18 protein-coding genes are annotated in these 20,633 nt (G+C 44.3%); 7 read left to right on the forward strand and 11 right to left on the reverse strand.

Going from position 1 to position 20,633, the window contains the following annotated elements; genetic code table 11:
• Positions 1-69: 69 nt before the first annotated feature.
• From L4C39_RS15240 to L4C39_RS15255, 4 genes are read right to left on the reverse strand one after another with little or no spacing between them, the layout of a single operon-like run.
• Positions 70-828, reverse strand: coding sequence for an SDR family oxidoreductase (locus L4C39_RS15240; protein ID WP_371712427.1), 759 nt, complete (start codon positions 826-828; stop codon positions 70-72).
• 48 nt (positions 829-876) lie between these two features.
• Positions 877-2,031 carry an enoyl-CoA hydratase/isomerase family protein gene (locus L4C39_RS15245; RefSeq protein WP_429746711.1) on the reverse strand — a complete coding sequence of 385 codons (1,155 nt, stop codon included), beginning with the start codon at positions 2,029-2,031 and terminating at the stop codon, positions 877-879.
• Positions 2,032-2,045: 14 nt separating this feature from the next.
• Positions 2,046-3,230, reverse strand: coding sequence for an acyl-CoA dehydrogenase family protein (locus L4C39_RS15250; RefSeq protein ID WP_429746713.1), 1,185 nt, complete (start codon positions 3,228-3,230; stop codon positions 2,046-2,048).
• Positions 3,231-3,279: 49 nt separating this feature from the next.
• On the reverse strand, positions 3,280-4,524 hold the full coding sequence (locus L4C39_RS15255) for a thiolase family protein (RefSeq protein ID WP_429746715.1): 1,245 nt from the start codon (positions 4,522-4,524) through the stop codon (positions 3,280-3,282).
• A 248-nt stretch (positions 4,525-4,772) separates the two neighbouring features.
• Here L4C39_RS15255 and L4C39_RS15260 point away from each other — a divergent pair, with 248 nt between their 5' ends.
• The 5 genes from L4C39_RS15260 (at position 4,773) to L4C39_RS15280 (ending at position 9,964) form a co-directional block, all read left to right on the forward strand.
• Positions 4,773-5,186, forward strand: coding sequence for a MerR family transcriptional regulator (locus tag L4C39_RS15260; protein ID WP_429746717.1), 414 nt, complete (start codon positions 4,773-4,775; stop codon positions 5,184-5,186).
• A 77-nt stretch (positions 5,187-5,263) separates the two neighbouring features.
• The gene (locus tag L4C39_RS15265) at positions 5,264-6,433 is read left to right on the forward strand and encodes an isovaleryl-CoA dehydrogenase (RefSeq protein ID WP_136994958.1); all 1,170 of its coding nucleotides are present in this window, start codon (positions 5,264-5,266) and stop codon (positions 6,431-6,433) included.
• 60 nt (positions 6,434-6,493) lie between these two features.
• Positions 6,494-8,107 (forward strand): carboxyl transferase domain-containing protein, encoded by a 1,614-nt coding sequence (locus L4C39_RS15270; RefSeq protein WP_429746719.1) that lies wholly within the window; start codon positions 6,494-6,496, stop codon positions 8,105-8,107.
• Positions 8,108-8,206: 99 nt separating this feature from the next.
• A complete protein-coding gene (locus L4C39_RS15275) occupies positions 8,207-9,031 on the forward strand; it encodes an enoyl-CoA hydratase-related protein (protein ID WP_429746721.1) in 825 nt (274 codons plus the stop codon).
• Between the two features lie 9 nt (positions 9,032-9,040).
• On the forward strand, positions 9,041-9,964 hold the full coding sequence (locus tag L4C39_RS15280; RefSeq protein WP_429746723.1) for a hydroxymethylglutaryl-CoA lyase: 924 nt from the start codon (positions 9,041-9,043) through the stop codon (positions 9,962-9,964).
• Between the two features lie 18 nt (positions 9,965-9,982).
• On the opposite strand, the gene L4C39_RS15285 is transcribed toward L4C39_RS15280, so the two are convergent.
• A complete protein-coding gene (locus tag L4C39_RS15285; protein WP_429746725.1) occupies positions 9,983-10,852 on the reverse strand; it encodes an AraC family transcriptional regulator in 870 nt (289 codons plus the stop codon).
• Between the two features lie 125 nt (positions 10,853-10,977).
• Here L4C39_RS15285 and L4C39_RS15290 point away from each other — a divergent pair, with 125 nt between their 5' ends.
• Positions 10,978-12,132, forward strand: coding sequence for an aminotransferase-like domain-containing protein (locus L4C39_RS15290; RefSeq protein WP_429746727.1), 1,155 nt, complete (start codon positions 10,978-10,980; stop codon positions 12,130-12,132).
• Positions 12,133-12,207: 75 nt separating this feature from the next.
• Here L4C39_RS15290 and L4C39_RS15295 read toward each other — a convergent pair whose 3' ends face one another.
• From L4C39_RS15295 to L4C39_RS15320, 6 genes are all read right to left on the reverse strand, one after another.
• On the reverse strand, positions 12,208-13,008 hold the full coding sequence (locus L4C39_RS15295) for a TrmB family transcriptional regulator (protein ID WP_171755634.1): 801 nt from the start codon (positions 13,006-13,008) through the stop codon (positions 12,208-12,210).
• A 119-nt stretch (positions 13,009-13,127) separates the two neighbouring features.
• A complete protein-coding gene (locus tag L4C39_RS15300) occupies positions 13,128-14,045 on the reverse strand; it encodes an ROK family protein (RefSeq protein WP_429746729.1) in 918 nt (305 codons plus the stop codon).
• A gap of 3 nt (positions 14,046-14,048) precedes the next feature.
• Positions 14,049-15,842, reverse strand: coding sequence for a glycoside hydrolase family 13 protein (locus L4C39_RS15305; protein WP_429746731.1), 1,794 nt, complete (start codon positions 15,840-15,842; stop codon positions 14,049-14,051).
• A gap of 17 nt (positions 15,843-15,859) precedes the next feature.
• Positions 15,860-16,693 carry a sugar ABC transporter permease gene (locus tag L4C39_RS15310; protein WP_429746733.1) on the reverse strand — a complete coding sequence of 278 codons (834 nt, stop codon included), beginning with the start codon at positions 16,691-16,693 and terminating at the stop codon, positions 15,860-15,862.
• Between the two features lies 1 nt (position 16,694).
• Positions 16,695-17,978: a carbohydrate ABC transporter permease gene (locus tag L4C39_RS15315; RefSeq protein ID WP_429746735.1), complete on the reverse strand. Its 1,284-nt coding sequence runs from the start codon at positions 17,976-17,978 to the stop codon at positions 16,695-16,697.
• 10 nt (positions 17,979-17,988) lie between these two features.
• Positions 17,989-19,215 carry a sugar ABC transporter substrate-binding protein gene (locus tag L4C39_RS15320; protein ID WP_017052434.1) on the reverse strand — a complete coding sequence of 409 codons (1,227 nt, stop codon included), beginning with the start codon at positions 19,213-19,215 and terminating at the stop codon, positions 17,989-17,991.
• Between the two features lie 407 nt (positions 19,216-19,622).
• Here L4C39_RS15320 and L4C39_RS15325 point away from each other — a divergent pair, with 407 nt between their 5' ends.
• Positions 19,623-20,630 (forward strand): porin, encoded by a 1,008-nt coding sequence (locus tag L4C39_RS15325; protein ID WP_371729846.1) that lies wholly within the window; start codon positions 19,623-19,625, stop codon positions 20,628-20,630.
• Positions 20,631-20,633: the final 3 nt, after the last annotated feature.

The following is a 20,633-nucleotide window of genomic DNA, read 5'->3' on the forward strand; positions in this document are numbered from 1 at the left end:
TATCGTGATGACTTTGGTCTTATTTTGTGATGAATAATGAATGCTGTTTCACATTTTTTTGACATGTCGCTACATTCGCATTCCTCCATCGATTTCGAGCACTCTTCCGGTAAAGTACTCATTTTCAAATATATATTTGGCCGCATGGGCAATCTCAGCAGAATCACCTATTCGCCCCACGGGTATCATTGCTTTCAAGCGATCTACTGCTTCAGGTTTCAGTTGTCTTGCCATCGCAGTATCCACAACTCCTGGAGCAATAGCGGCAGCGCGAATGCTATAACGAGCGAGCTCTTTCGCCCAACATGTCGCCATACTTGCAACGGCTGCTTTAGATGCAGAATAATTCGATTGACCAATATTCCCTGAACGAGCAACACTCGAAATATTGATAATGACACCCTTACGTTTCGTTTCGATCATTTTGGCGGCGGCCTCTCTCCCACACAGAAATGTCCCGACCAGATTCACGTTAATCACCGCATTAAACTGATCCAAAGACATCTTATGTATCTCGCCCTCTTTCACCTTGACTAACAAGCCATCTCTTAGCACGCCAGCATTATTGATTAAGCCATCAAGTTGCCCGAAGTCCTCGACAATTTGATTGAACACAGCTTCGACTTGAGGCTCACTTGTCACATCAACAGGATAGATACGAGAAGTAACGCCAAGTGCCAAACACTGCTGTTGTGTATCTTGTAACGCTTGCTCATTGATATCGAGTAGGGCGAGTTCTGCTCCAGATTGCGCTAAGGTTATCGCCATCGTCTGCCCCAAACCTTGTCCAGCCCCCGTAATCGCAACGACACTCTGTTTCAAGTTCATAGATAAATCTCCTTACCGATACCGCTTTAGTGGTGGTAATAATGGTTGCTACTGCGAGGTAAACTCAATGCCTAATTGTGCGAGTGGATGCTGTTCTTTGCTCCACAACGAAGTGAATAGTGCCTCGATCAGATCAGTATCCACATCACCAATGCTGCTAAATAACCATTGAGGTTCACCACTTTTATCAATTAACCGCGCTCGAACACCCTCTTGAAATTCGCCTAAAATCCCGCAATGAGCGGACAAGCCGAGTTCCAGTCGAAAGCAGTCGGCTAAGGATAAATGATGGTGTTGAGTCATTTGTCGAAAACAGATGTGCGCGGTGATAGGGCTGCCTCCTTTCAAGGCGTGTTTGGCAGAATCGAGCCACTTATGTGTCGATTCCGAATAGGGGGAGATCGCTAATATGTTGCGTCGAATCATCTCTAAATCTGTTGAATTGCAGGCTTGCTGGATCTCAGAAAAATAGTGCATCAATTGATTTTCTGGCTTGTGGTCTATGGCCTGCTTTGCTAACGAGTTAAGCAACGTCGTGAGGATGGAATGATGATCGTTATGTTCTTGCCAAGAAGTGGCTTGTAACTGTGCAAGCAGGTGATCTTTAGCCTCAAGAAGAAGCAAATGATCCGCAAGATGAATATCCACCGCATCCGTTGCATTCACTAACGCGCCAGTAAGACCTAGAAACAAACCAATACCCGGTTCTAATCGATTTAGAAACCAAGTTCCACCCACATCAGGATACAAACCGATGTTTATTTCTGGCATGGCTAAACGGGATTTAGGCGTCACTACTTTGTGGCTCCCTCCCATAAATAGCCCCATTCCACCACCCATCACTATGCCTTCCCCCCACACGACAATAGGTTTGGGATAGGTATGGATCAGATAATCACATTGATACTCAACCGTAAAATATTGAATACAAAATGCTTGTGCGTCTGCTTTAGATTCATCACGCATCACGTTATGCATTGTGCGGACATCCCCTCCAGCACAAAAAGCTTTCTCACCCGCCCCCTGTAATAAAACGCAGACAATTTGGGGATCGGATTTCCACTGCTCTAACTGATCTTTTAACTGCACTAACATATCGAAAGTTAATGCATTCAAAGAAGCTTCATTTTCCAGAGTCGCAATCCCAACGCTGTGTTTTTCATCGTCACATTGCCATTCAACAAAGCTGACCTTACCTGTCATATCGCCTCCTTTATTTACAAAATTTCTGCCCCTTCCGCCAACAGTCGTCTTGCGATAATTAAACGCATGATTTCGTTCGTACCTTCTAATATCTGATGCACTCGAACATCCCTGAAGTAACGTTCAAGTGGATACTCTTTGATGTAACCATAGCCGCCATACAGTTGTAGCGCTTGATCACACACTCTAAATCCGACGTCGGTGGCAAATCGCTTAGCCATCGCACAGTAAGCCGTTGCTTCAGGATCTTGACGATCCAATTTACTGGCCGCATATCGAACTAACTGCCTTGCAGCCACTAGCTCTGTCGCCATATCCGCGAGCTTAAATTGCAGCCCTTGGAATTGCTCCAAACTTTTACCGAACTGCTTGCGTTCTTTTATGTACTGAGTCGCTTGATTCAACGCTTGCTGCGCCGTACCAATAGAACAGGTCGCGATGTTAATTCGCCCACCATCGAGACCTTTCATCGCCAATGTAAAACCCTGCCCCTCTTCTCCTAGTAAATGACATGCTGGAATAGACACATTTTCAAAAGTAATCGAGCGTGTTGGTTGGCTATTCCACCCCATTTTGGGTTCTTTTCGCCCGTAACTGATCCCTGCGGCATTCGCCGGAACCACAAAAGCAGAAATACCCTTTGCCCCCTTGCAAGCCTGATTTTCCGTTTCACTGTCATCAGCTTCTGTACGAGCCATCACCACCAAAACGTCAGTTTCACCAGCCCCCGAAATAAAGCTCTTGCCGCCATTGATGATGTAGTGCCCATCCACTTTTTGGGCTCTGGTGACCAGTGACGCAGCATCCGACCCTGCATTTGGCTCGGTTAAGCAGTACGATCCTAGCCAATCTCCCGAGATCAGTTGAGGACAAAACTCACCTTTCACGTCTGACGTTGCGAAGCTCGCGATCATCCATGTCACCATATTGTGAATCGTCATGAACGCGGTGGTTGAGGTGCACCCCATCGCCAACTGCTCAAAAATAATCGACGAATCGAGCCTGCTCAAACCTAGTCCACCACTCTCTTCCGGCGTGTAAAGGCTCAAAAATCCTAGCTCCCCTGCCTCTTTCAAGACATCTTTAGGAAAGTGGTGTTTTTCATCCCATTCTGCCGCCATTGGACTCAATTTATCCATCGCAAATTGATGAGCAGTATCAGAAAACAGTTGTTGATCTTGATTGAGTTCAAAATCCATACATCGCTCCTTCTCGGTTTATTCGCAACCTCGCTTCCTATGTCTCGTCCTAGACTTCAATCCCCACTGCAATCGCTTCTCCACCGCCAATACACAAGGAAGCAATACCCCGCATCACTCTATCGTGAGGTTGATTTGAAACCGAAGATTGAAGCTTTTTTAACTGCCTTAAGCTATGGACTAAAGTCACCAAAATACGAGCCCCACTTGCACCAATAGGGTGTCCAAGCGCACATGCTCCACCTTTGATATTGACCTTGTTGGTATCTAGACCAAAATGTTGAACGGCAATTTGAGTGACTACGGCAAAAGCTTCGTTAATTTCCCATAAATCCACTTCATCCACAGACCAATCTAGCTGAGAGAGCAGTTGCTCCATGGCATACACAGGTGCAAGGGTAAATTCAGAAGGTTTTCGAGCATGAGTCGCATGGCCTTTAATCACCGCCAATGGTGTTAAACCTTGCTGCCTTGCCAAATTAGAATCCATAACAATTAGCGCTGCGGCTCCATCCGAAATGGCACTGGAATTAGCGGCAGTCACCGAACCTGTCGTGGAAAAGGCGGGACGTAAACGGGGGATTTTATCAAGACTAATTTCCGTTGGATGTTCATCAAAATCGATAATTTTCTGTGACGGTTTTTGTGCTGTGTTGGTAGACGTCTTTGCCGTTGATGTCTCCTTAATTGGTGCGATTTCATCAGAAAATAACTGCTGTTGCTGCGCCTCTAACGCTCGGGTCACCGACATGGTCGCCCACCGATCCATCTGCTCGCGCGTAAAATGCAATTTATCAGCAGTATGCTGTGCATAGACGCCCATCAGCTCTCCGTCGTAGGCATCTTGCAAGCCATCTAAAAATAGATGGTCATCCGTACTTTTGTGCCCTAAACGCATACCACTTCGGGCCTCTTTAAGCAGATAAGGGGCGTTGGTCATGCTTTCCATACCACCAGCAATCGCACATTGAATGGAGCCTGATAAAATCAAATCATAGGCCAGCGCAACCGACTTCATACCAGAGCCACAAACTTTGTTGATGGTGGTACAACCGACAGAATAAGGCAATTGCGCTCCGAGAGCGGCTTGTCGTGCAGGGGCTTGCCCACATCCAGCAGGTAAAACACAGCCCATAAATACTTCATCAATTGAATCGACAGAGATAGGAATCGACTCAAGCGTCGAACGGATGGCAAACGAGCCTAATTTTGGCGCAGAATATGCCTTCAACATACCTTGAAAGCTGCCTTGGGGTGTGCGTTTTGCGGCGACAATCCATATCGACTTTTCCATTTATCTGTCCCCATCGATTGAGTTCTGATCAATGTTTTCTGCATAACGCCTTCAGAGCTAGCCTCAAAAAAAGCGGTTACTTTTTGCACTGCCCTTGCTTGACGTTTACGTAAGCATAGCACTAACATTTACGTAAACGTCAAGAAACAAAATTTCAACACACTTAGGGGCGCACCCACCTTTTAGGGGGCAGTCGAAGGTCAGTTAACGGTTTTTCTCGGCATGACGTAGTTGGAGGCGACCATTAAATGGAAAGTTTCAAAATTAGCGAACTGGCGAATGAGTTTAATATCACGACTCGAAGCATCCGATTTTATGAAGACATGGGCCTAATTCACCCCATTCGCCAAAGTGGTATTCGAATCTACCGGCATCGCGATAAAGTCCGCATGAAGTTGATACTTCGTGGGAAACGTTTGGGATTATCGTTAGCAGAAATCAGAGAACTATTTGAGCTCTACGATACCAATCAGAGTGACACTCAGTTAAAGAAAATGTTGCTCCTTATTGACGAGAAACAACAGGCGTTACAATGTCAACTGGACGATATCAATGTCGTGATGCATGAACTCAATACCGCCCGAGCACGCTGTCAACAAGCACTCAATGCCCCAAGCCAACAAGACCATGCAGACCATGCAGACCATGATTCAGCAACATAATCACCGTGCTTTCATTGGTCAATAACATTCTGGAGAGGCTCTGAAGTTTGGAGATAATCGAGAGTTTAGGAGATAGTATGAATAGCGACTACCGCTCACTTAACTTTGGCCTTGGCGACACTCTCGATATGCTTCGAGAACAAGTAAATGGTTTCGCGACTCAGCACATCGCGCCGATTGCCGCTGAAATAGATAGAGACAACCAATTTCCAAACCATCTCTGGGCACTGTTTGGTGACATGGGGTTACTTGGTGTGACGATCGGTGAAGAGTATGGCGGGGCAAATATGGGATACCTTGCTCATGTCATCACTATGGAAGAGATCAGCCGAGCCTCCGCTTCTGTTGCGCTAAGTTATGGCGCTCACTCCAACCTTTGCGTCAATCAGATCTTTCGCAATGGGACGCAACAGCAACGTGAAAAGTATTTGCCAAAACTGATTGATGGTAGCCACATTGGCGCACTCGCGATGAGTGAAGCAAACGCAGGATCTGACGTGGTTAGCATGCAACTCAAAGCGGAGTTAGTAGGTAATCACTATCTTCTCAATGGTTCTAAAATGTGGATCACCAATGGCCCCGATGCCGATATCATAGTGGTTTATGCCAAAACCGATCCCAATGAAACCTCTCATGGCATCAGTGCATTTGTCATTGAGCGCGACTTTGTCGGGTTCAGCCACGCACAAAAACTCGACAAGCTTGGAATGCGAGGCTCAAACACCTGTGAATTAGTCTTCGAAAACTGCCAAGTCCCAAAAGAGAATATCTTAGGCCAACTCAACCACGGTGTGGAAGTGTTAATGAGTGGCTTAGATTACGAGCGTGTGGTGCTGGCCGCAGGTCCACTGGGAATAATGCAGGCATGCCTTGATTTAGTGATCCCCTATGTCCATGACCGAAAACAGTTCGGACGCTCAATTGGAGAGTTCCAGTTGGTTCAAGCCAAAGTGGCCGATATGTATACCCAAATGAATGCAGCGCGCGCTTATATTTATGCGGTCGCTTCTGCGTGTGATCGCGGTGAAACCACACGTAAAGATTCCGCAGGCGTGATTTTATACGCAGCTGAACTTGCCACAAAACTCGCGCTAGACGCCATTCAACTGCTTGGCGGCAATGGGTATATCAACGAATTTCCTGCAGGGCGGCTACTTCGAGATGCCAAACTATACGAGATTGGCGCTGGCACATCTGAAATAAGACGCATGTTGATTGGACGCGAACTGTTTGAAGAATCCCGTTGATAAGCTCTCAACAAACCGTCACTTAACTCCAAATAAGTGACTCATTGAAAGGAAAGATCCATGGCCATCATTGAAACTAAAGCCAAACCAAAGGATCCGCTTTTTCTCACTAACAAGCGAGTGATGCTTCGGCTGCTTGATAACCTTAACTCTAACCTTGAAATCATCAAACAAGGCGGAGGTGAGGCGGCGTTAGAGCGTCAGCGTCAAAAAGGAAAACTTCCTGTACGAGAGCGCATTGCCACCTTATTAGACCCCGAGACGCCTTTTCTAGAGATCGGTCAATTTGCGGCATGGCGAGTTTATGAACAGCCGATTCCGTGCGCAGGTCTCGTGGCTGGAATAGGCGAAATTGACGGAATCAAATGCATGGTGATCGCCAATGATCCATCCGTTAAAGGTGGAACCTATTACCCATTAAGCGTCAAAAAACACCTTCGAGCTCAAGAGATTGCTCAGCGTTGCCATCTCCCCTGTGTTTACCTCGTGGACTCTGGTGGGGCAAATTTACCGCAACAAGCGGATGTCTTTCCCGATAAAGAGCATTTTGGCCGTATTTTTTTCAATCAAGCACGCATGTCAGCCAAAGGAATACCACAAATTGCAGTGGTACTTGGGTTATGTACCGCTGGGGGCGCTTATGTTCCTGCCATGGCTGATGTCTCGATTATTGTCAAAAAACAGGGAACTATTTTCCTAGCAGGCCCACCTCTTGTTCAAGCTGCGACAGGCGAAATAGTGACTGCTGAAGAGCTAGGTGGAGCGGATGTTCACTGCAAAAAATCGGGAGTAGCGGATTATTACGCTCAAGATGAGCAGCACGCACTTAACCTTGCCCGACAAGCAATATCCAGCACCAATCAAGCATCCAACACTTGGCCAATTGCGACCTCCAACCCTATCCAGCCTCCTCGTTACGACGCTACGGATCTGTATGGCATCGTCAATGCAGATTTGCGTCACCTATTTGATGTAAGAGAAGTGATCGCTCGTATTGTCGATGATTCTGATTTTGATGAATTTAAAGCGTTATATGGACAAACCTTGATCTGCGGATTCGCTCATTTACACGGTCATCCTATCGGCATCGTCGCCAATAACGGCATTCTATTTTCCCAATCGGCTCAAAAAGGAGCGCACTTTATTGAGCTTTGTGCCAAACGAAAAATCCCACTGCTGTTTCTGCAAAACATTACTGGTTTTATGGTAGGGAAAAAATACGAAGCCGAGGGGATAGCCAAAGATGGCGCTAAACTTGTTATGGCCGTAGCGTGCGCTGATGTACCCAAATTTACCGTTATTATTGGCGGTTCTTATGGCGCAGGAAACTATGGGATGTGTGGCCGAGCCTATGATCCAACCATGATGTGGATGTGGCCTAATGCCCGAATTTCCGTTATGGGAGGCGAACAAGCTGCAGGGGTAATGGCACAAGTACAGCGTGATATTAAGCAGCGAACCAATCAAGAATGGTCAGCCGAACAAGAGGAGGAATTCAAACAACCGATCATCGATCAGTATGAGACTCAAGGTCACCCATACTTTGCCAGCGCAAGGTTGTGGGACGATGGCATTATTGACCCGAAAGATACCCGTGACATCGTCGGGCAAGCTTTAGCGGCATCACTAGGTGCACCGATTGTTGAGAGTCAGTTTGGCATATTCCGGATGTAGCCCTGCCCATCTGAAAATTGAAAGTAGCCAGATGACATGAGAATAATGACATAAGAATCACGACAAGAAACATTCAAAGATGAAGAAGAGGTGTTATGGATGACAAGCAACCAACCGCCCCCATTTAGCGATTTACTGTGTGATATTGATGCGCGTGGAGTCGCCACGTTAACGCTAAACCGTGTCGATAAACACAATGCGTTTGATGATCGGCTGATCGACCATTTACTCGCCAAATTGCATGAGCTTGCCACTCACCCTTCAGTGCGAGTTTTACTGCTTAGAGCAAATGGAAAACATTTCTCTGCGGGTGCCGATCTCAACTGGATGCGATCAATGGCAGAAAAAACCTCAGATGAAAATAAGCAAGATGCCACTCAACTGGCGCATCTTATGTCCGCGCTCGACAATTTTCCTCACCCAACGATTGCGGTTATACAAGGTTCTGCCTTTGGTGGGCCGCTTGGCCTGATTTGTTGCTGTGACATTGCCATCGCTCAAGATGATTCTCAATTCTGTCTAAGCGAAGTCAAACTCGGCCTCATTCCAGCAACCATTGCTCCCTATCTCTGCCGTGCAATTGGAACCCGCTTAGCGAGACGTTATATGCTAACCGCTGAAAGCATCAATGCCAAAACAGCACTGCACATTGGATTAGTACATAAACTTGCCTGTAACCGCCGAAATACTGAGCAAAAAATCAAACAATTTACCCAATATTTCTTAGCTAATAGCCCTACCGCATTACAGCAAGCTAAAACACTTTGCCAACGCTGCGCCACACAGCCTATTGATTCAGATTTGATTGAGCATACCAGTCAGTTAATCGCCGACATTCGTGTTTCAGAACAGGGGCAAGAAGGTTTAAACGCATTTTTCGAAAAACGACCTCCTTCATGGAGTGCTCAACCGAAAAAGTCATAGGAGATAAGCGTGACTCTTCCTACAGCAGTGTTAATCGCCGAAATGGGCCCTCGTGATGGTTTACAAAATGAAGTCTCGGTCAGTACCGAAGCAAAAATCGATCTGATTAACCAACTCTCTCTAACCGGGCTAAGGCACATTGAATCGGGTTCTTTCGTCTCTCCGAAATGGGTGCCTCAAATGGCAGATTCAGCCTTAGTGATGGACAAAATTTCTCGCCAGCCCAATGTTACCTATTCTGCACTCACCCCGAACCTACAAGGTTTTGAGCAAGCGATTCAATCAGGTGCTAACCAAGTCGCCATTTTCACATCAGCATCCGAGCTTTTTTGCCAACACAATATTAACTGCTCTATTTCTGAAAGCATCCAGCGTTTTCTTCCTCTGGTGGATGAAGCTCGAAAACTCAATATTCCTGTAAGAGGCTATTTATCTTGTGTCGCAGATTGCCCATACGATGGAACAACACCTCCACAACAAGTCGCGACTGTCGCCCGAGAACTACTTGAATTAGGCTGTTATGAAATATCTCTTGGTGACACCATAGGAACAGGAACGCCACTGCGTATTGCAACTATGTTAGAAGCCGTACACAAGCAGGTGCCACTCAACCAAATAGCAGTGCACTTTCACGATACTTGGGGGCAAGCTCTCACCAATATATATCAAGCTCTAACCATGGGCGTTTCCGTCATTGATAGCAGTGTCGCGGGTTTAGGGGGCTGCCCATATGCCGTTGGAGCCAGCGGTAATGTCGCGACTGAAGATGTACTTTACCTTTGTGATGGTTTAGGCATCGAAACGGGGGTTAACTCACTCGATGTCGCTAAAGCAGGGTGGATAATCTGCGATCATTTAAATAAGCCACCCGCGTCAAAAGTCTCACAAGCGCTTCGCCATCGTTATGTGAAAGACATGAGATTTACAATGTAAATATGGATATATTGTCATTTAATAGAAGCTGATAGGTAAGTAGAAATCTAATTCAAATTCTTCATTTTCATTCAAAAAATGGTTTTTATGATAGTGAACAAATGCAGGTGTTGACCTCAATTTAAACCCAGAAGCGGGTAGCCATTGCTCTAAAACGGTACTTATCTGCGGAAGCAATTCACCGTATATACCATGTAATCGGAATACCGCGTGCAACCCTCCCGGGATCACCATTTGATTAACCACTCCTCTGTATTTCAATGGCTTATCAATCGAGATACAAGCGACATAGCGACACTTATCTAAATCGACCCAAGCAGGGTTTGAGTGATGCAGCCCAAATTGCTCCGAAAAGTCTCGATTCTCCGAACTCGCCCACGCCTTAAGCACTAACCAAGCATTACGAATTGAGCGGTTATAACCTTCATGTCTCACATACGCAGCGAGGCGATCCTCTGCTTCTATGATTTTCGGTTGAGGCAACGCTCTATTTGCCACTCGTCGGTAGCCCTCTGCTACTTCAAAATCTTTCAAATAGGGTTTATCTGACACTTGTAAATCATGCTTTCGCCACTCGCCTGGTGACATATGAAATGTCGATTTAAATGCTCGACTAAAAGAAGAAAGAGAGTTGAACCCACAATTATTCGCAATATCTAAAACCGTTGATTTAGTGTCGAACATCAACTGATTGGCGGCATATTCCATTCGAGTGCGTCGAATGTATTGATGGATCGACTCTCCCACCACCTGTTTAAAAATACGGTGAAAATGCTGCTCAGAGTACGCCGCCACATCCGCAAGCTCTTTTGCTGCCAGTTCTTGGCTTATATCTTGATGAATATAGAACAGAACATCATTAATTCGGGATGTATGTTGTTGGCTCATGATCTCAAATAGCATAAATGGACATATTTATAAGCATAAACGGACAAACCGAAACTCGCAATGCTCTGTAGTATCAATGAGAGAAGAATAAAACAATAAATAAAAGCAAAAAGACAGGAACGCACATGGAAATCGCACAATCACTGCAACAGATACAGTCATCTTATATTCGAGAAATACTCGCCGCCGCTTCTGACAAAAATGTCATCTCTCTTGCAGGTGGTCTTCCTGATGAGAAAACGTTCCCCATTGACTTAATGCGAGAAACGCTTGAGCAACTGTCCGATATGCCTGAAGTGTTCCAGTATGGATCAACTGCAGGTTATGCCCCCTTATTAGAACACCTGACCGATGTATATCAACTTCCTGACAGCCATATGCCAATGATTTGTACAGGCTCTCAGCAGGGGCTAGATTTGATTGCTCGTGCGTATGTTGATCCCAATGATACCGTGGTAATGGAAGCGCCGAGCTACTTGGGGGCGATGCAAGTTTTTGGGTTAGTTCAAGCCAATATCGTGACCGTATCTCAAACTGAATTTGGGCCGAATATCGAAGAACTTAAGCAGTGCTTTATCCAACAAGCACCTAAGATGTTCTACGCTGTACCTGATTTTCATAACCCGACAGGCGTTTGTTGGTCACTCGAAGTCCGTAAACAGGTTGCTGAATTATGCATTCAATATAACGTAGCCTTTATTGAAGATGCCCCTTACAGAGAGTTGAGATTTATCAACGATGCTCTGCCTATGGTGTCGGAGTTCTGCCCACAACAATCCATTGTGTTGCGTTCATTTTCTAAGATTGCCTCTCCAGGGCTAAGAATTGGCGCGGTAACGGGCAAAAAACGCTATTTAGAGCCGCTGGTCAAGGTAAAACAGGGGGCCGATTTACACTCTAGTGTTCCGATGCAAGCCCTATTATTAGGACTGCTCAAACACCCTGACTTTGAACAGCATATGGCAAAGATCCAGGCATTGTACAAGCAGCGCTACGAAGTTCTGTTCTCTGAATTACAACAACAGTTACCGACAAGTTGTGTACTAAAATCAGTCGATGGCGGCATGTTCGTATGGTTATCCCTGCCAGATTGCGACACGTTTGAATTGGCTAAAACCTTACTTGCCAATGGTGTCGCTGTCGTTCCTAGCCCTGTATTCTATCCACAACCAGAGAATACACCGGCTGCCGTTAGACTTAATTTTACCAATGCCAATCCACAAGAGTTAGTGGAAGCGGTCAAGCGACTGGCGAAGGTGCTTAGACAAACCATCGTGTAAATCTCATTTTTAAATGGCACACAAAAAAAGCTGATATGAAAATATCAGCTTTTTTATTCTATTTATTTTATGAGATTAAGCGCTAGGCTTGTCTGTATCCGCCAGTGCCATTGAGTTTTGTTGCTCATGAATCGTATTCACACGCACTCGTTTCTCTGGTTCTAGCCCTTCATAAGCCATGAGGTAGATATCACTGTGAATGTGCTCAGCGATCATTTTTACCATCAAACGATTATTGGCGTATAAGCCCAATGTCTCTTCACGATGAGAGAACATTATCGCAAGCTTCATATCCACGACACACATGAAACGATGTGAAGGGTACTCTAATTCATCATTCTGAGAACGAGAATATAGCTCGATTTTTTCATGAGGCGCTTGAATGCGGTTGAACGAAAAAACAATGATTCGCACGCCACGCTCAACAGCATCGCACAACTCTTTCTCAAACAATGAGAGATGAAAATCAGTATTCAGATAGATCTCAAGGTGCGCTTGATTGATCATCTCTTTCGCCTTCTGGATTAGATTTTCAAATCCAGACACGTTATAGACAAACTCTTTCTCTTCTTGGAGCATCATTTTCGACAGTTCAGTTTTAAGCACATTGATATTCTCAACGGTCTTCTTTTCGATCTGACTGAAAATCAACTCTGGAGACTTCGCTTCATACTCTTTGGTCTCCCCTTCCGACATAAAAATGTAGCCATTCTTGTACAGATTATCGATTGAAGAGTACACGGATGAACGAGACAAAGAGATCTCTTTTGCAATTTTATAACCACTTGCTCGGCCGTTTTTCAGCAAATTAATATAAACAAGGGCATCTGTTTTGGTAAAACCAAAATCCATTAATTTGGTTACTAGCTCTGACACGGGTTGTCCTCTAAAACTATTCAAAACATCTTCTCTCTAAGACTACCACTCCTAAAACTATGAGCGTAAATGATTAATGTGTTTTTTTTAAATATATTAAGAACCGGTAAGGTGACGTTCTAACTCAATGCTCCAGATCGTATTAGACAAGGCAATAACGTGGCGCCTAGCGCAAAAACAAACTCATCAGACAAAGATGTATTATCTATATCGTGTTTGATTTCTGGGATGATACTAGGCTCGCAATAACGAGAGAGCGCCACTTTAAGATCTTCCCCTAAAAAGCGATAGCAGCTGGCCGCCCCAAATAACTGCAAAGTTGCAGGCATGATCGTTTGGATAGGTGCAATCAGTGCTCGTGCCAATTGGTCAACAAAAGCACGATATATACGAGTTGCATGGTGATCACTTGCTTCAACCAGTTGGTATATTTCTACAAGCGTACAATCTTTCAACACAACTTGATGATACTGCCTTTCAATACCTTGCACCGTAAGAAACTGATCTAAGCAGGCTTCTTTTCCACAATGACAAACAGGAGATAGCCCATCAGTAAGCCAGTGATATTCCGGTAAACGGCTATGCGCCCATTCGAAAAGTCGATTTTTCCGTGCCGCATGTTCATCATCAACTAATACGATACTGCAATGAGCATCAATCACCGTACTGAGCACACTTTCATTTGACGTTGTCGGCATCATTTGCCGCTTAACTAGCAGAGCCGCGTAAGCAGATTGAATCACATTACATTCAATACCTGTCTTTTGATTTACATCATTCGCAATAGTGTCCGATATAAGAACGTTGTCATCTCTCTGGTAGAACTCTTCGGACACACTTAACCCGATGGCGTTAGGTCGCCCATAGCCCCACTCAATATTCCTGACTAAGACTTCAACCGCTTGAAGCAACTCAGGTAACGTTTGAGGCGTCTTCTGCGAGGTTCGATATACTTCATCTTGCCAAGACGTTGTGACCACTACAGTACGGATCCATTGATTATCTATGGATATTCCTAACACCAACGAGTTCGACATCCGTTACTTCTGACCCATCTTTACTTCATTGAGAATACGATACCCATAAGCATCTAACTCAATGTCGTCGCCATTAACTTGAACGCTCTTTTGAGCAGCCGAATTATTGAGTACAAACGTCACTTTTCCACGTTGATACACAATACATTCGTCATCATTTACCGTTAACCACTCAATTTGTGGCTGATTAAACTCAGGATGCGACTGCCTTAGTGCAACCAGTTCTTTGATAAAGTTTTTAAAGTCATGGTCTTGCTCAGATTCATCCCAAATCATGCATTTGCGGTTATCTTCACTTCCCATGCCTCGCCCGCCGTCCATGCCTATTTCGCCACCATAATAGATACAAGGAGCACCCACTTGCGTGAACATAAACAGATACGCGAGTTTCGCTTTGCGTTTGTCATTACCGCATAGAGTCAGAATACGAGTAGTATCGTGGCTATCGAGCAAATTAAACATCGCTTCATTGACGTTATGAGGGTAAGCCAAATATGAAGTGCTTACCGCGTGCATGAAGCTCTCTTTATCAAATGCTGCCAATGCAAAATAGTCTGTGATTGCTTGAGTTAATGGGTAGTTCATCAGCGAGTCATACTGATCGCCTCGTAACCATGGCATTCCCTCATGCCAAATCTCGCCTAAGATGTAGCAATCTGGCTTAATGCCTTTTACTACGGTGCGAAAATCGCGCCAGAAAGAGTGATCCACTTCGTTGGCCACATCTAAACGCCAACCATCGATATCAAACTCTTCCACCCAGTAACGCGCAACATCAAGAAGGTATGCTCGGCACTCTTCATTTTCTGTATTGAGTTTTGGCATCTCAAGTACGTTACCAAAAGTCTCGTAGTTAAAGTTCCAAAAATCCCATTCATCTTTTGGTGTATCGGGATAAACCGGGAACTTATTGATCCAAAACCAATCGGCGTATTTAGAATCTGCACCTTTTTCTACCACATCGAGCCACAACGGTGACTTATCACCAATATGGTTGAATACCGCATCGAGCATGATTTTCATTCCACGCGCATGCGCCTCTTTAACTAACGCTTTAAAGGCTTCATTACCGCCAAAATGCGGGTCAACGTTATAGTAATCGACCGTGTCGTATTTATGGTTAGCGTTGGCTGTAAAGATAGGGCAAAGGTACAAACCATTGATCCCAAGATCTTGTAAGTAGTCTAACTTCTCAATGACTCCCCAAAGATCGCCTCCCATGAAGTTAGTAGACACAGGCCGAGTTCCCCATGGCTGTACTTCTGCTGGTGAAATTTCAGGTCGACCATTAGCAAAGCGTTCAGGAAATATCTGATACCAAATAGTGTCAGGAACCCAACTCGGTGTTTTCAAAACATCACGTGGATTGATATAAGGGAAGCAATAAAAATTACTTAAATTACTTAACTCGGCTTCGGCTTCCTTTGGATCCGACAGATCTGCACAACGTTTTTCACCAAATAGAATTTTTTCTCCGTCTTTGCCATACAGAATAAATCCATAGCGACTACGACGTTTCGGCGGCTTAAATTCGGCGAACCAATGGTCATGGTGTTCCGTCTCTCCTTCATGGATCATAGGAACTTCATTTCCACCTACCCAGCCATGAGCATCACTTCCGCCGAGATTACCACCATCGAGTCCACCTTCAGCCCAGTGATAAGGGTCACCTATCCATAGCGCCACACGTTCAATTTCGCCTTTTGCACTGCGTAATCTTAAGTGAAGCGTTTCATTATCATAGGCGTAACTGTCCGCACTCTTTGCCGAGTGTGTTAGCGAGCTTTTTGTAATCATGTGTGTATTCCTGATTTTTATTCTTTTACTGCACCGCTGACGAGACCGGTGGTGATGTGTTTCTGCGTTGCAACAAACAGCAACGTAATTGGAACGGCAACTAACAGTGAACCTGCTGCAAAGAGCGTAAAGTTCTCAGCCGAGTTAGAAGAGATCCAACTGAAGATACCAATAGCGAGAGTCATTTTTTCTTCGCTACGTAATATGAGAGTCGGCAGAATGAAGTCCATCCAAGGACCTGTGAACGACACTAATCCCACAAAAACTAAGATAGGTTTTGCCAAAGGTAATATTATCTCTATGAAGATGGTCATGTGCCCTGCACCATCGATTTTCGCCGCTTCATCCAATGAGGTTGGAATCGCATCGAAGTACCCTTTCACCAGCCACACCATAAATGGCAGTGAACCCGTGACATAGACAAACAATAAACCTGCGTAGGTATCAATAAGATTCAATTTCGACAACAAAATATAGATTGCAGTCATTGATAAGAACGCAGGAAACATTTGCAGTACCAAAATGCTCATCATGACGTTGCGTTTTCCTTTGAAGCGGTAACGAGAAAATACAAAGGCTGAAATCGTCACGACGACAAGTGAAATCAACATGTTTGCCGTGGCCAGCATAAAGGTATTCAGATACCAATCTAAATATGGAGTATCGGTAAAAAGCGCACGGTAGTGATCAAACGTGAAACCTATATCCGTAAAACTTGAGCTAAATAAGTTATTACCCGGCTTAAATGACGCTAAAACCGTCCAAATAACAGGGGCAAGCACAAGCAATGCATTTAACGTCAGGAATAGGTAAACAATCGCGGTTCCTAGCTTTCCAATTAACTTTTCCATCTTACATTCCTACATCATCTTTAAACGATTTCATTCGACTAAATTGCCAGATCGCAATACCAGATAAGAACAAGAAAATGACAATAGAGATTACCGAAGCGATTTGATATTGCTGGAAATCCAACGTCAGTTTGTAGATCCAAGTGATAAGAATGTCCGTATGGCCTGCAAAACGGTATTCAGGATTAATCGGCCCACCTTCGGTCAGCAAGAATATTGCGCCAAAGTTATTGAAATTATGTGCAAAGGTCATCACTAGAGATGGGGCAACTTGGTGAAGAACCATAGGTAGCGTAATTTCCCAAAACTGCTGAAGCTTACTCGCTCCATCGACTTCGCTTGCTTCATAAAGATCGGCTGGGATATTAGTTAGCGCACCCGCAATCAACAGCATGAAGTAAGGCGCTCCAACCCATACACTGATCGCAATGACTGTGAACTTAGCCATGATAGGGTCAGATAAAAAGGCGACCGAATCAAAGCCCCACGTATTTAAAGTCGCGTTAACTGGCCCGATACCATTCAGCAATAAGCGAAACATTAATAGAGTGACAAACGCAGGGATCGCATAAGGAAGAATGAAAATAAATCGCCACGCTTTCTTCGCTTTAATCTTTTTATTCTCTAGCGCAAGGGCAAGAAGAAAACCAAAACCACAGGTACATATCGTGGCACAGAATGCCCAGATCACCGTCCATGACGCCACACCGAAAAAGGTGCTTGACCAAATTTTTAACTCAAATAGAGAGAAGAAATTTTTAAAACCAACCCAATCCACTAAGTTGCGGGGAGGGATATGATTCGGTGCTGAATAGTTAGTAAATGACACCAGTACCGTGATCAGAATTGGTAAAATAATAAAGGTGATACAAGCGATAAAAGCAGGCGATAACATGATAAAGGCAAACTTTTTATCGTAAATATCTTTCAACTGCCCCATTACCGACAAACGACATTGCCCACATTGTTGCGCGTCTTTCACGTTTGAAATATACAAACAAGTAATAAGAAAACTAAACAATAGAGCGATAACCCCTTCCACTAACAGATAGATGGAGTTGTCACCTTGAAATACTTTAAATCCTTTACGAACTTGTGCCACATCACCAAGAGATATCAATCCTTTCAGAGCAAGAATAAGGTCAGGTAGCATCAGCAATGTCATGACCTGCATTGCTAAAAACACCCCTCCTTTAACCCAGTGCCCTTTCCGTAATTGAGAACTCCCCATGATAAGGATAGAAGCGGGCACCTTCGATGTCGGCTTAGTCTCTGTTAACAACATAAATGACCTTCTATTCCTGCAATTCGATCTGTTCTTTAATGATATTCATTGCTTTATCGAGCACCTGCTTTGGCGTTTTATCGTTCATCCAAAAATCAGTAATTGCACTTGCCATTGGAGACCAAATAAAGCCCATTTCAGGTACAGACGGCATTGCATCTGAATAGAACCCTTGAGTAATAATGGCATACGTAGCTTCATCTGCATCGACAATAATATCTTCCATTACCGACTGGATAGGAGGGATAGATTCCGTCATTTCGTAACGCTTTTTAAGCATTTTTTCAGATGATAGGTAATCGGCAAACAACTGAGCCGCTCTTGGGTATTCGGTGTATGAAGAGACAACCGCTAGGCGCACTGTCGAAAATGTTCTCGGTTGCAAGCCATTTAACTTCGGCATTGGCACCACCCCAAAATTAACACCGGAGTTTTGGTAACCCTGAATTGCCCAAGGTCCATCAATAATCGCCGCCACTTTACCTTCGCTAAACAGCCCACGTCGAACTTGAGGGTTGCGCATATCAATTGGGTTCGAATTATTTGCCGTTTGAAGTTGCTTCATTGCAGCCAAGCCTTGCTGCGCTTTCTCTGAATTGATGCCGATATCTTTCGCATCCGTACCATTGTTACCGAATTCATAAGCACCATATAGCGTCACGAACATTCGCGTTTCATAATAGTTTTGAATATCCCACAGCAAAGCGTATTTATGTTCTTTCTTGTTGTTGAACTGTTTTGAAAATTCAATCAACTCTTCAAACGATTCAGGAGCCTTTGGAAGCAGATCTTTGTTATAGAACAGCGCGGTTGTCGCAAAACTGACCGGAAAGCCATAATCGACCCCTTCAGCTTTAGAAGCGCTGACTGCATTTTGCATAAAAGTAGAATTAATACGCTCAGCCGACACCAAGTTCTCCATTGCGCCACCCGCAACCACCAAGCGCCCTAGAAGGTCATGTTCAATTTCAGCCACATCCGCAACGCGCGCCGAACCTCCATCTTGAATAAGGCGAGAGGCCGAATCAATTGGAGCTAATCCACGGAATGAGAAATCAATATCATAACCAAAGCTCTCATTAAATGACTCCGCTGCAAACTCCATGTATTCAACTGTTGTACGATCCGTCCAAATTAATAGTTCAGCATCGCTTTCTGGCTTAATTTCTTCGGCGGTGACAGATCCTGCGATCAAAGCGGAAGTCATCAAAGCGGTTGTTAGGATATTTTTTTTCATATCTACTCCGTGAAACCTTGTAGTAGTCCATAAGATACGACTAGGTTAGATTTGAACAGAAATAAGTCAACACAAATTGAATAAACAACAAGCATATTTGTGATAACGATCAACTAAAAGCCATGGCAATCTGTCTTCCTATATTCAATGAGACAGCAGAGAACATATGGGTTTATCGTGTCCCTGCCACTAAAGCTCTATTGAATATTGGTGAGCAGGCAAGCATTTGTGATGAAGATCAACAATTACCACTACTAAAAGTGACCAATCTCTCATTTGTTATAAATCCAGGGAGAAAAAAGAAATTAAATGCAGAACAATAATTAGGCGTTCAACGTGAACTACTAAATATTCATTGCATTGAACTATTCAATAAAAATATACCGCTGGATTGATAAGGAAATACTGTGAAAAAAACACTACTGTCCGTACTAATCGCGAATACGCTTGTCCTTAGTACCACCGCATTCGCTTCAGATGACCGAGGATTTGCCCCTCAAGACACTTTTTTTGATGACGCTATGCAATTTGGTGGGCACGTTGGATCATCAATTGAGTATGAATACAAAAACACAACTGACTGGGCTAAGTGGGGCGGAGTCAAGTCAACAGAGCAAACAAGAACCCACGAAGTGGTAAGTCTGTTCTACCGAAATGCGAAATGGAATTTATCGGCTCTATACGCGTTCAAACTAGAAGACCGTAAAAAAGAGCAAACGGGATACAGTGAGACTGAAGATGGATATAAACATCTCCTATCGCTTGATAAAGGCTTCAATATTGGCGGGGGTTGGGCGACAGGTGCCGTCTACGATATTGAGTACACAAGAAGTCAGCTATACAGCACGGCTGGTACATCAGGATTAAGAAAAACGAAAACAGAGCATAGCTTTCGACCTTACTTAACTTATTGGAGCAATGAATATAACGCTGGCTTCTACTCCAACCTTGAGTATCTGTATAACGATGAAGATAAAAGTGCGTGGGGAACCGTAAAAGAAGAAGGCTATAGCTTGTTGTTCAAGCCATATAAACGATTCGATAATTGGGAGCTAGGCGTTGAGTTCTTCTACCAAATCAAAGAGAACGATGCCAATGGCTCTAAAGTCAGTGATTTTACAGAGAAATACTTCGAACCAATCGTTCAATACAGCTTTGATGACGCAGGCACCATGTATGTACGCGCTCGCATCGGTGAAAATGAAACCAATGGTATCAATAGCAATGATGACTATTTCAAAGACATCCGTAAAGCGACCATTGGTTATGAGCAAGCTGTAGGTGACGACTGGTTAGTTAAAGCGGAATATGAGTGGGCGAAAGATACTGAGACATCAAATATGGATCAGTACGCTGGCGATGAAAAAATAGTTGAACAGAACACTCTATTCTTACAAGCTCTATACCGTTTCTAACTA

This window comes from Vibrio clamense (assembly GCF_050337905.1).
Taxonomy (GTDB): Bacteria; Pseudomonadota; Gammaproteobacteria; order Enterobacterales; family Vibrionaceae; genus Vibrio; species Vibrio cortegadensis.

What these genes read in the sequence shown, in the direction of transcription:
- L4C39_RS15240 (WP_371712427.1), bottom strand. Translation starts at nt 828, where the DNA reads ATGAACTTGAAACAGAGTGTCGTTGCGATTACGGGGGCTGGACAAGGT.
- L4C39_RS15245 (WP_429746711.1), bottom strand. Translation starts at nt 2,031, where the DNA reads ATGACAGGTAAGGTCAGCTTTGTTGAATGGCAATGTGACGATGAAAAA.
- L4C39_RS15250 (WP_429746713.1), bottom strand. Translation starts at nt 3,230, where the DNA reads ATGGATTTTGAACTCAATCAAGATCAACAACTGTTTTCTGATACTGCT.
- L4C39_RS15255 (WP_429746715.1), bottom strand. Translation starts at nt 4,524, where the DNA reads ATGGAAAAGTCGATATGGATTGTCGCCGCAAAACGCACACCCCAAGGC.
- L4C39_RS15260 (WP_429746717.1), top strand. Translation starts at nt 4,773, where the DNA reads ATGGAAAGTTTCAAAATTAGCGAACTGGCGAATGAGTTTAATATCACG.
- L4C39_RS15265 (WP_136994958.1), top strand. Translation starts at nt 5,264, where the DNA reads ATGAATAGCGACTACCGCTCACTTAACTTTGGCCTTGGCGACACTCTC.
- L4C39_RS15270 (WP_429746719.1), top strand. Translation starts at nt 6,494, where the DNA reads ATGGCCATCATTGAAACTAAAGCCAAACCAAAGGATCCGCTTTTTCTC.
- L4C39_RS15275 (WP_429746721.1), top strand. Translation starts at nt 8,207, where the DNA reads ATGACAAGCAACCAACCGCCCCCATTTAGCGATTTACTGTGTGATATT.
- L4C39_RS15285 (WP_429746725.1), bottom strand. Translation starts at nt 10,852, where the DNA reads ATGAGCCAACAACATACATCCCGAATTAATGATGTTCTGTTCTATATT.
- L4C39_RS15290 (WP_429746727.1), top strand. Translation starts at nt 10,978, where the DNA reads ATGGAAATCGCACAATCACTGCAACAGATACAGTCATCTTATATTCGA.
- L4C39_RS15300 (WP_429746729.1), bottom strand. Translation starts at nt 14,045, where the DNA reads ATGTCGAACTCGTTGGTGTTAGGAATATCCATAGATAATCAATGGATC.
- L4C39_RS15305 (WP_429746731.1), bottom strand. Translation starts at nt 15,842, where the DNA reads ATGATTACAAAAAGCTCGCTAACACACTCGGCAAAGAGTGCGGACAGT.
- L4C39_RS15310 (WP_429746733.1), bottom strand. Translation starts at nt 16,693, where the DNA reads ATGGAAAAGTTAATTGGAAAGCTAGGAACCGCGATTGTTTACCTATTC.
- L4C39_RS15315 (WP_429746735.1), bottom strand. Translation starts at nt 17,978, where the DNA reads ATGTTGTTAACAGAGACTAAGCCGACATCGAAGGTGCCCGCTTCTATC.
- L4C39_RS15320 (WP_017052434.1), bottom strand. Translation starts at nt 19,215, where the DNA reads ATGAAAAAAAATATCCTAACAACCGCTTTGATGACTTCCGCTTTGATC.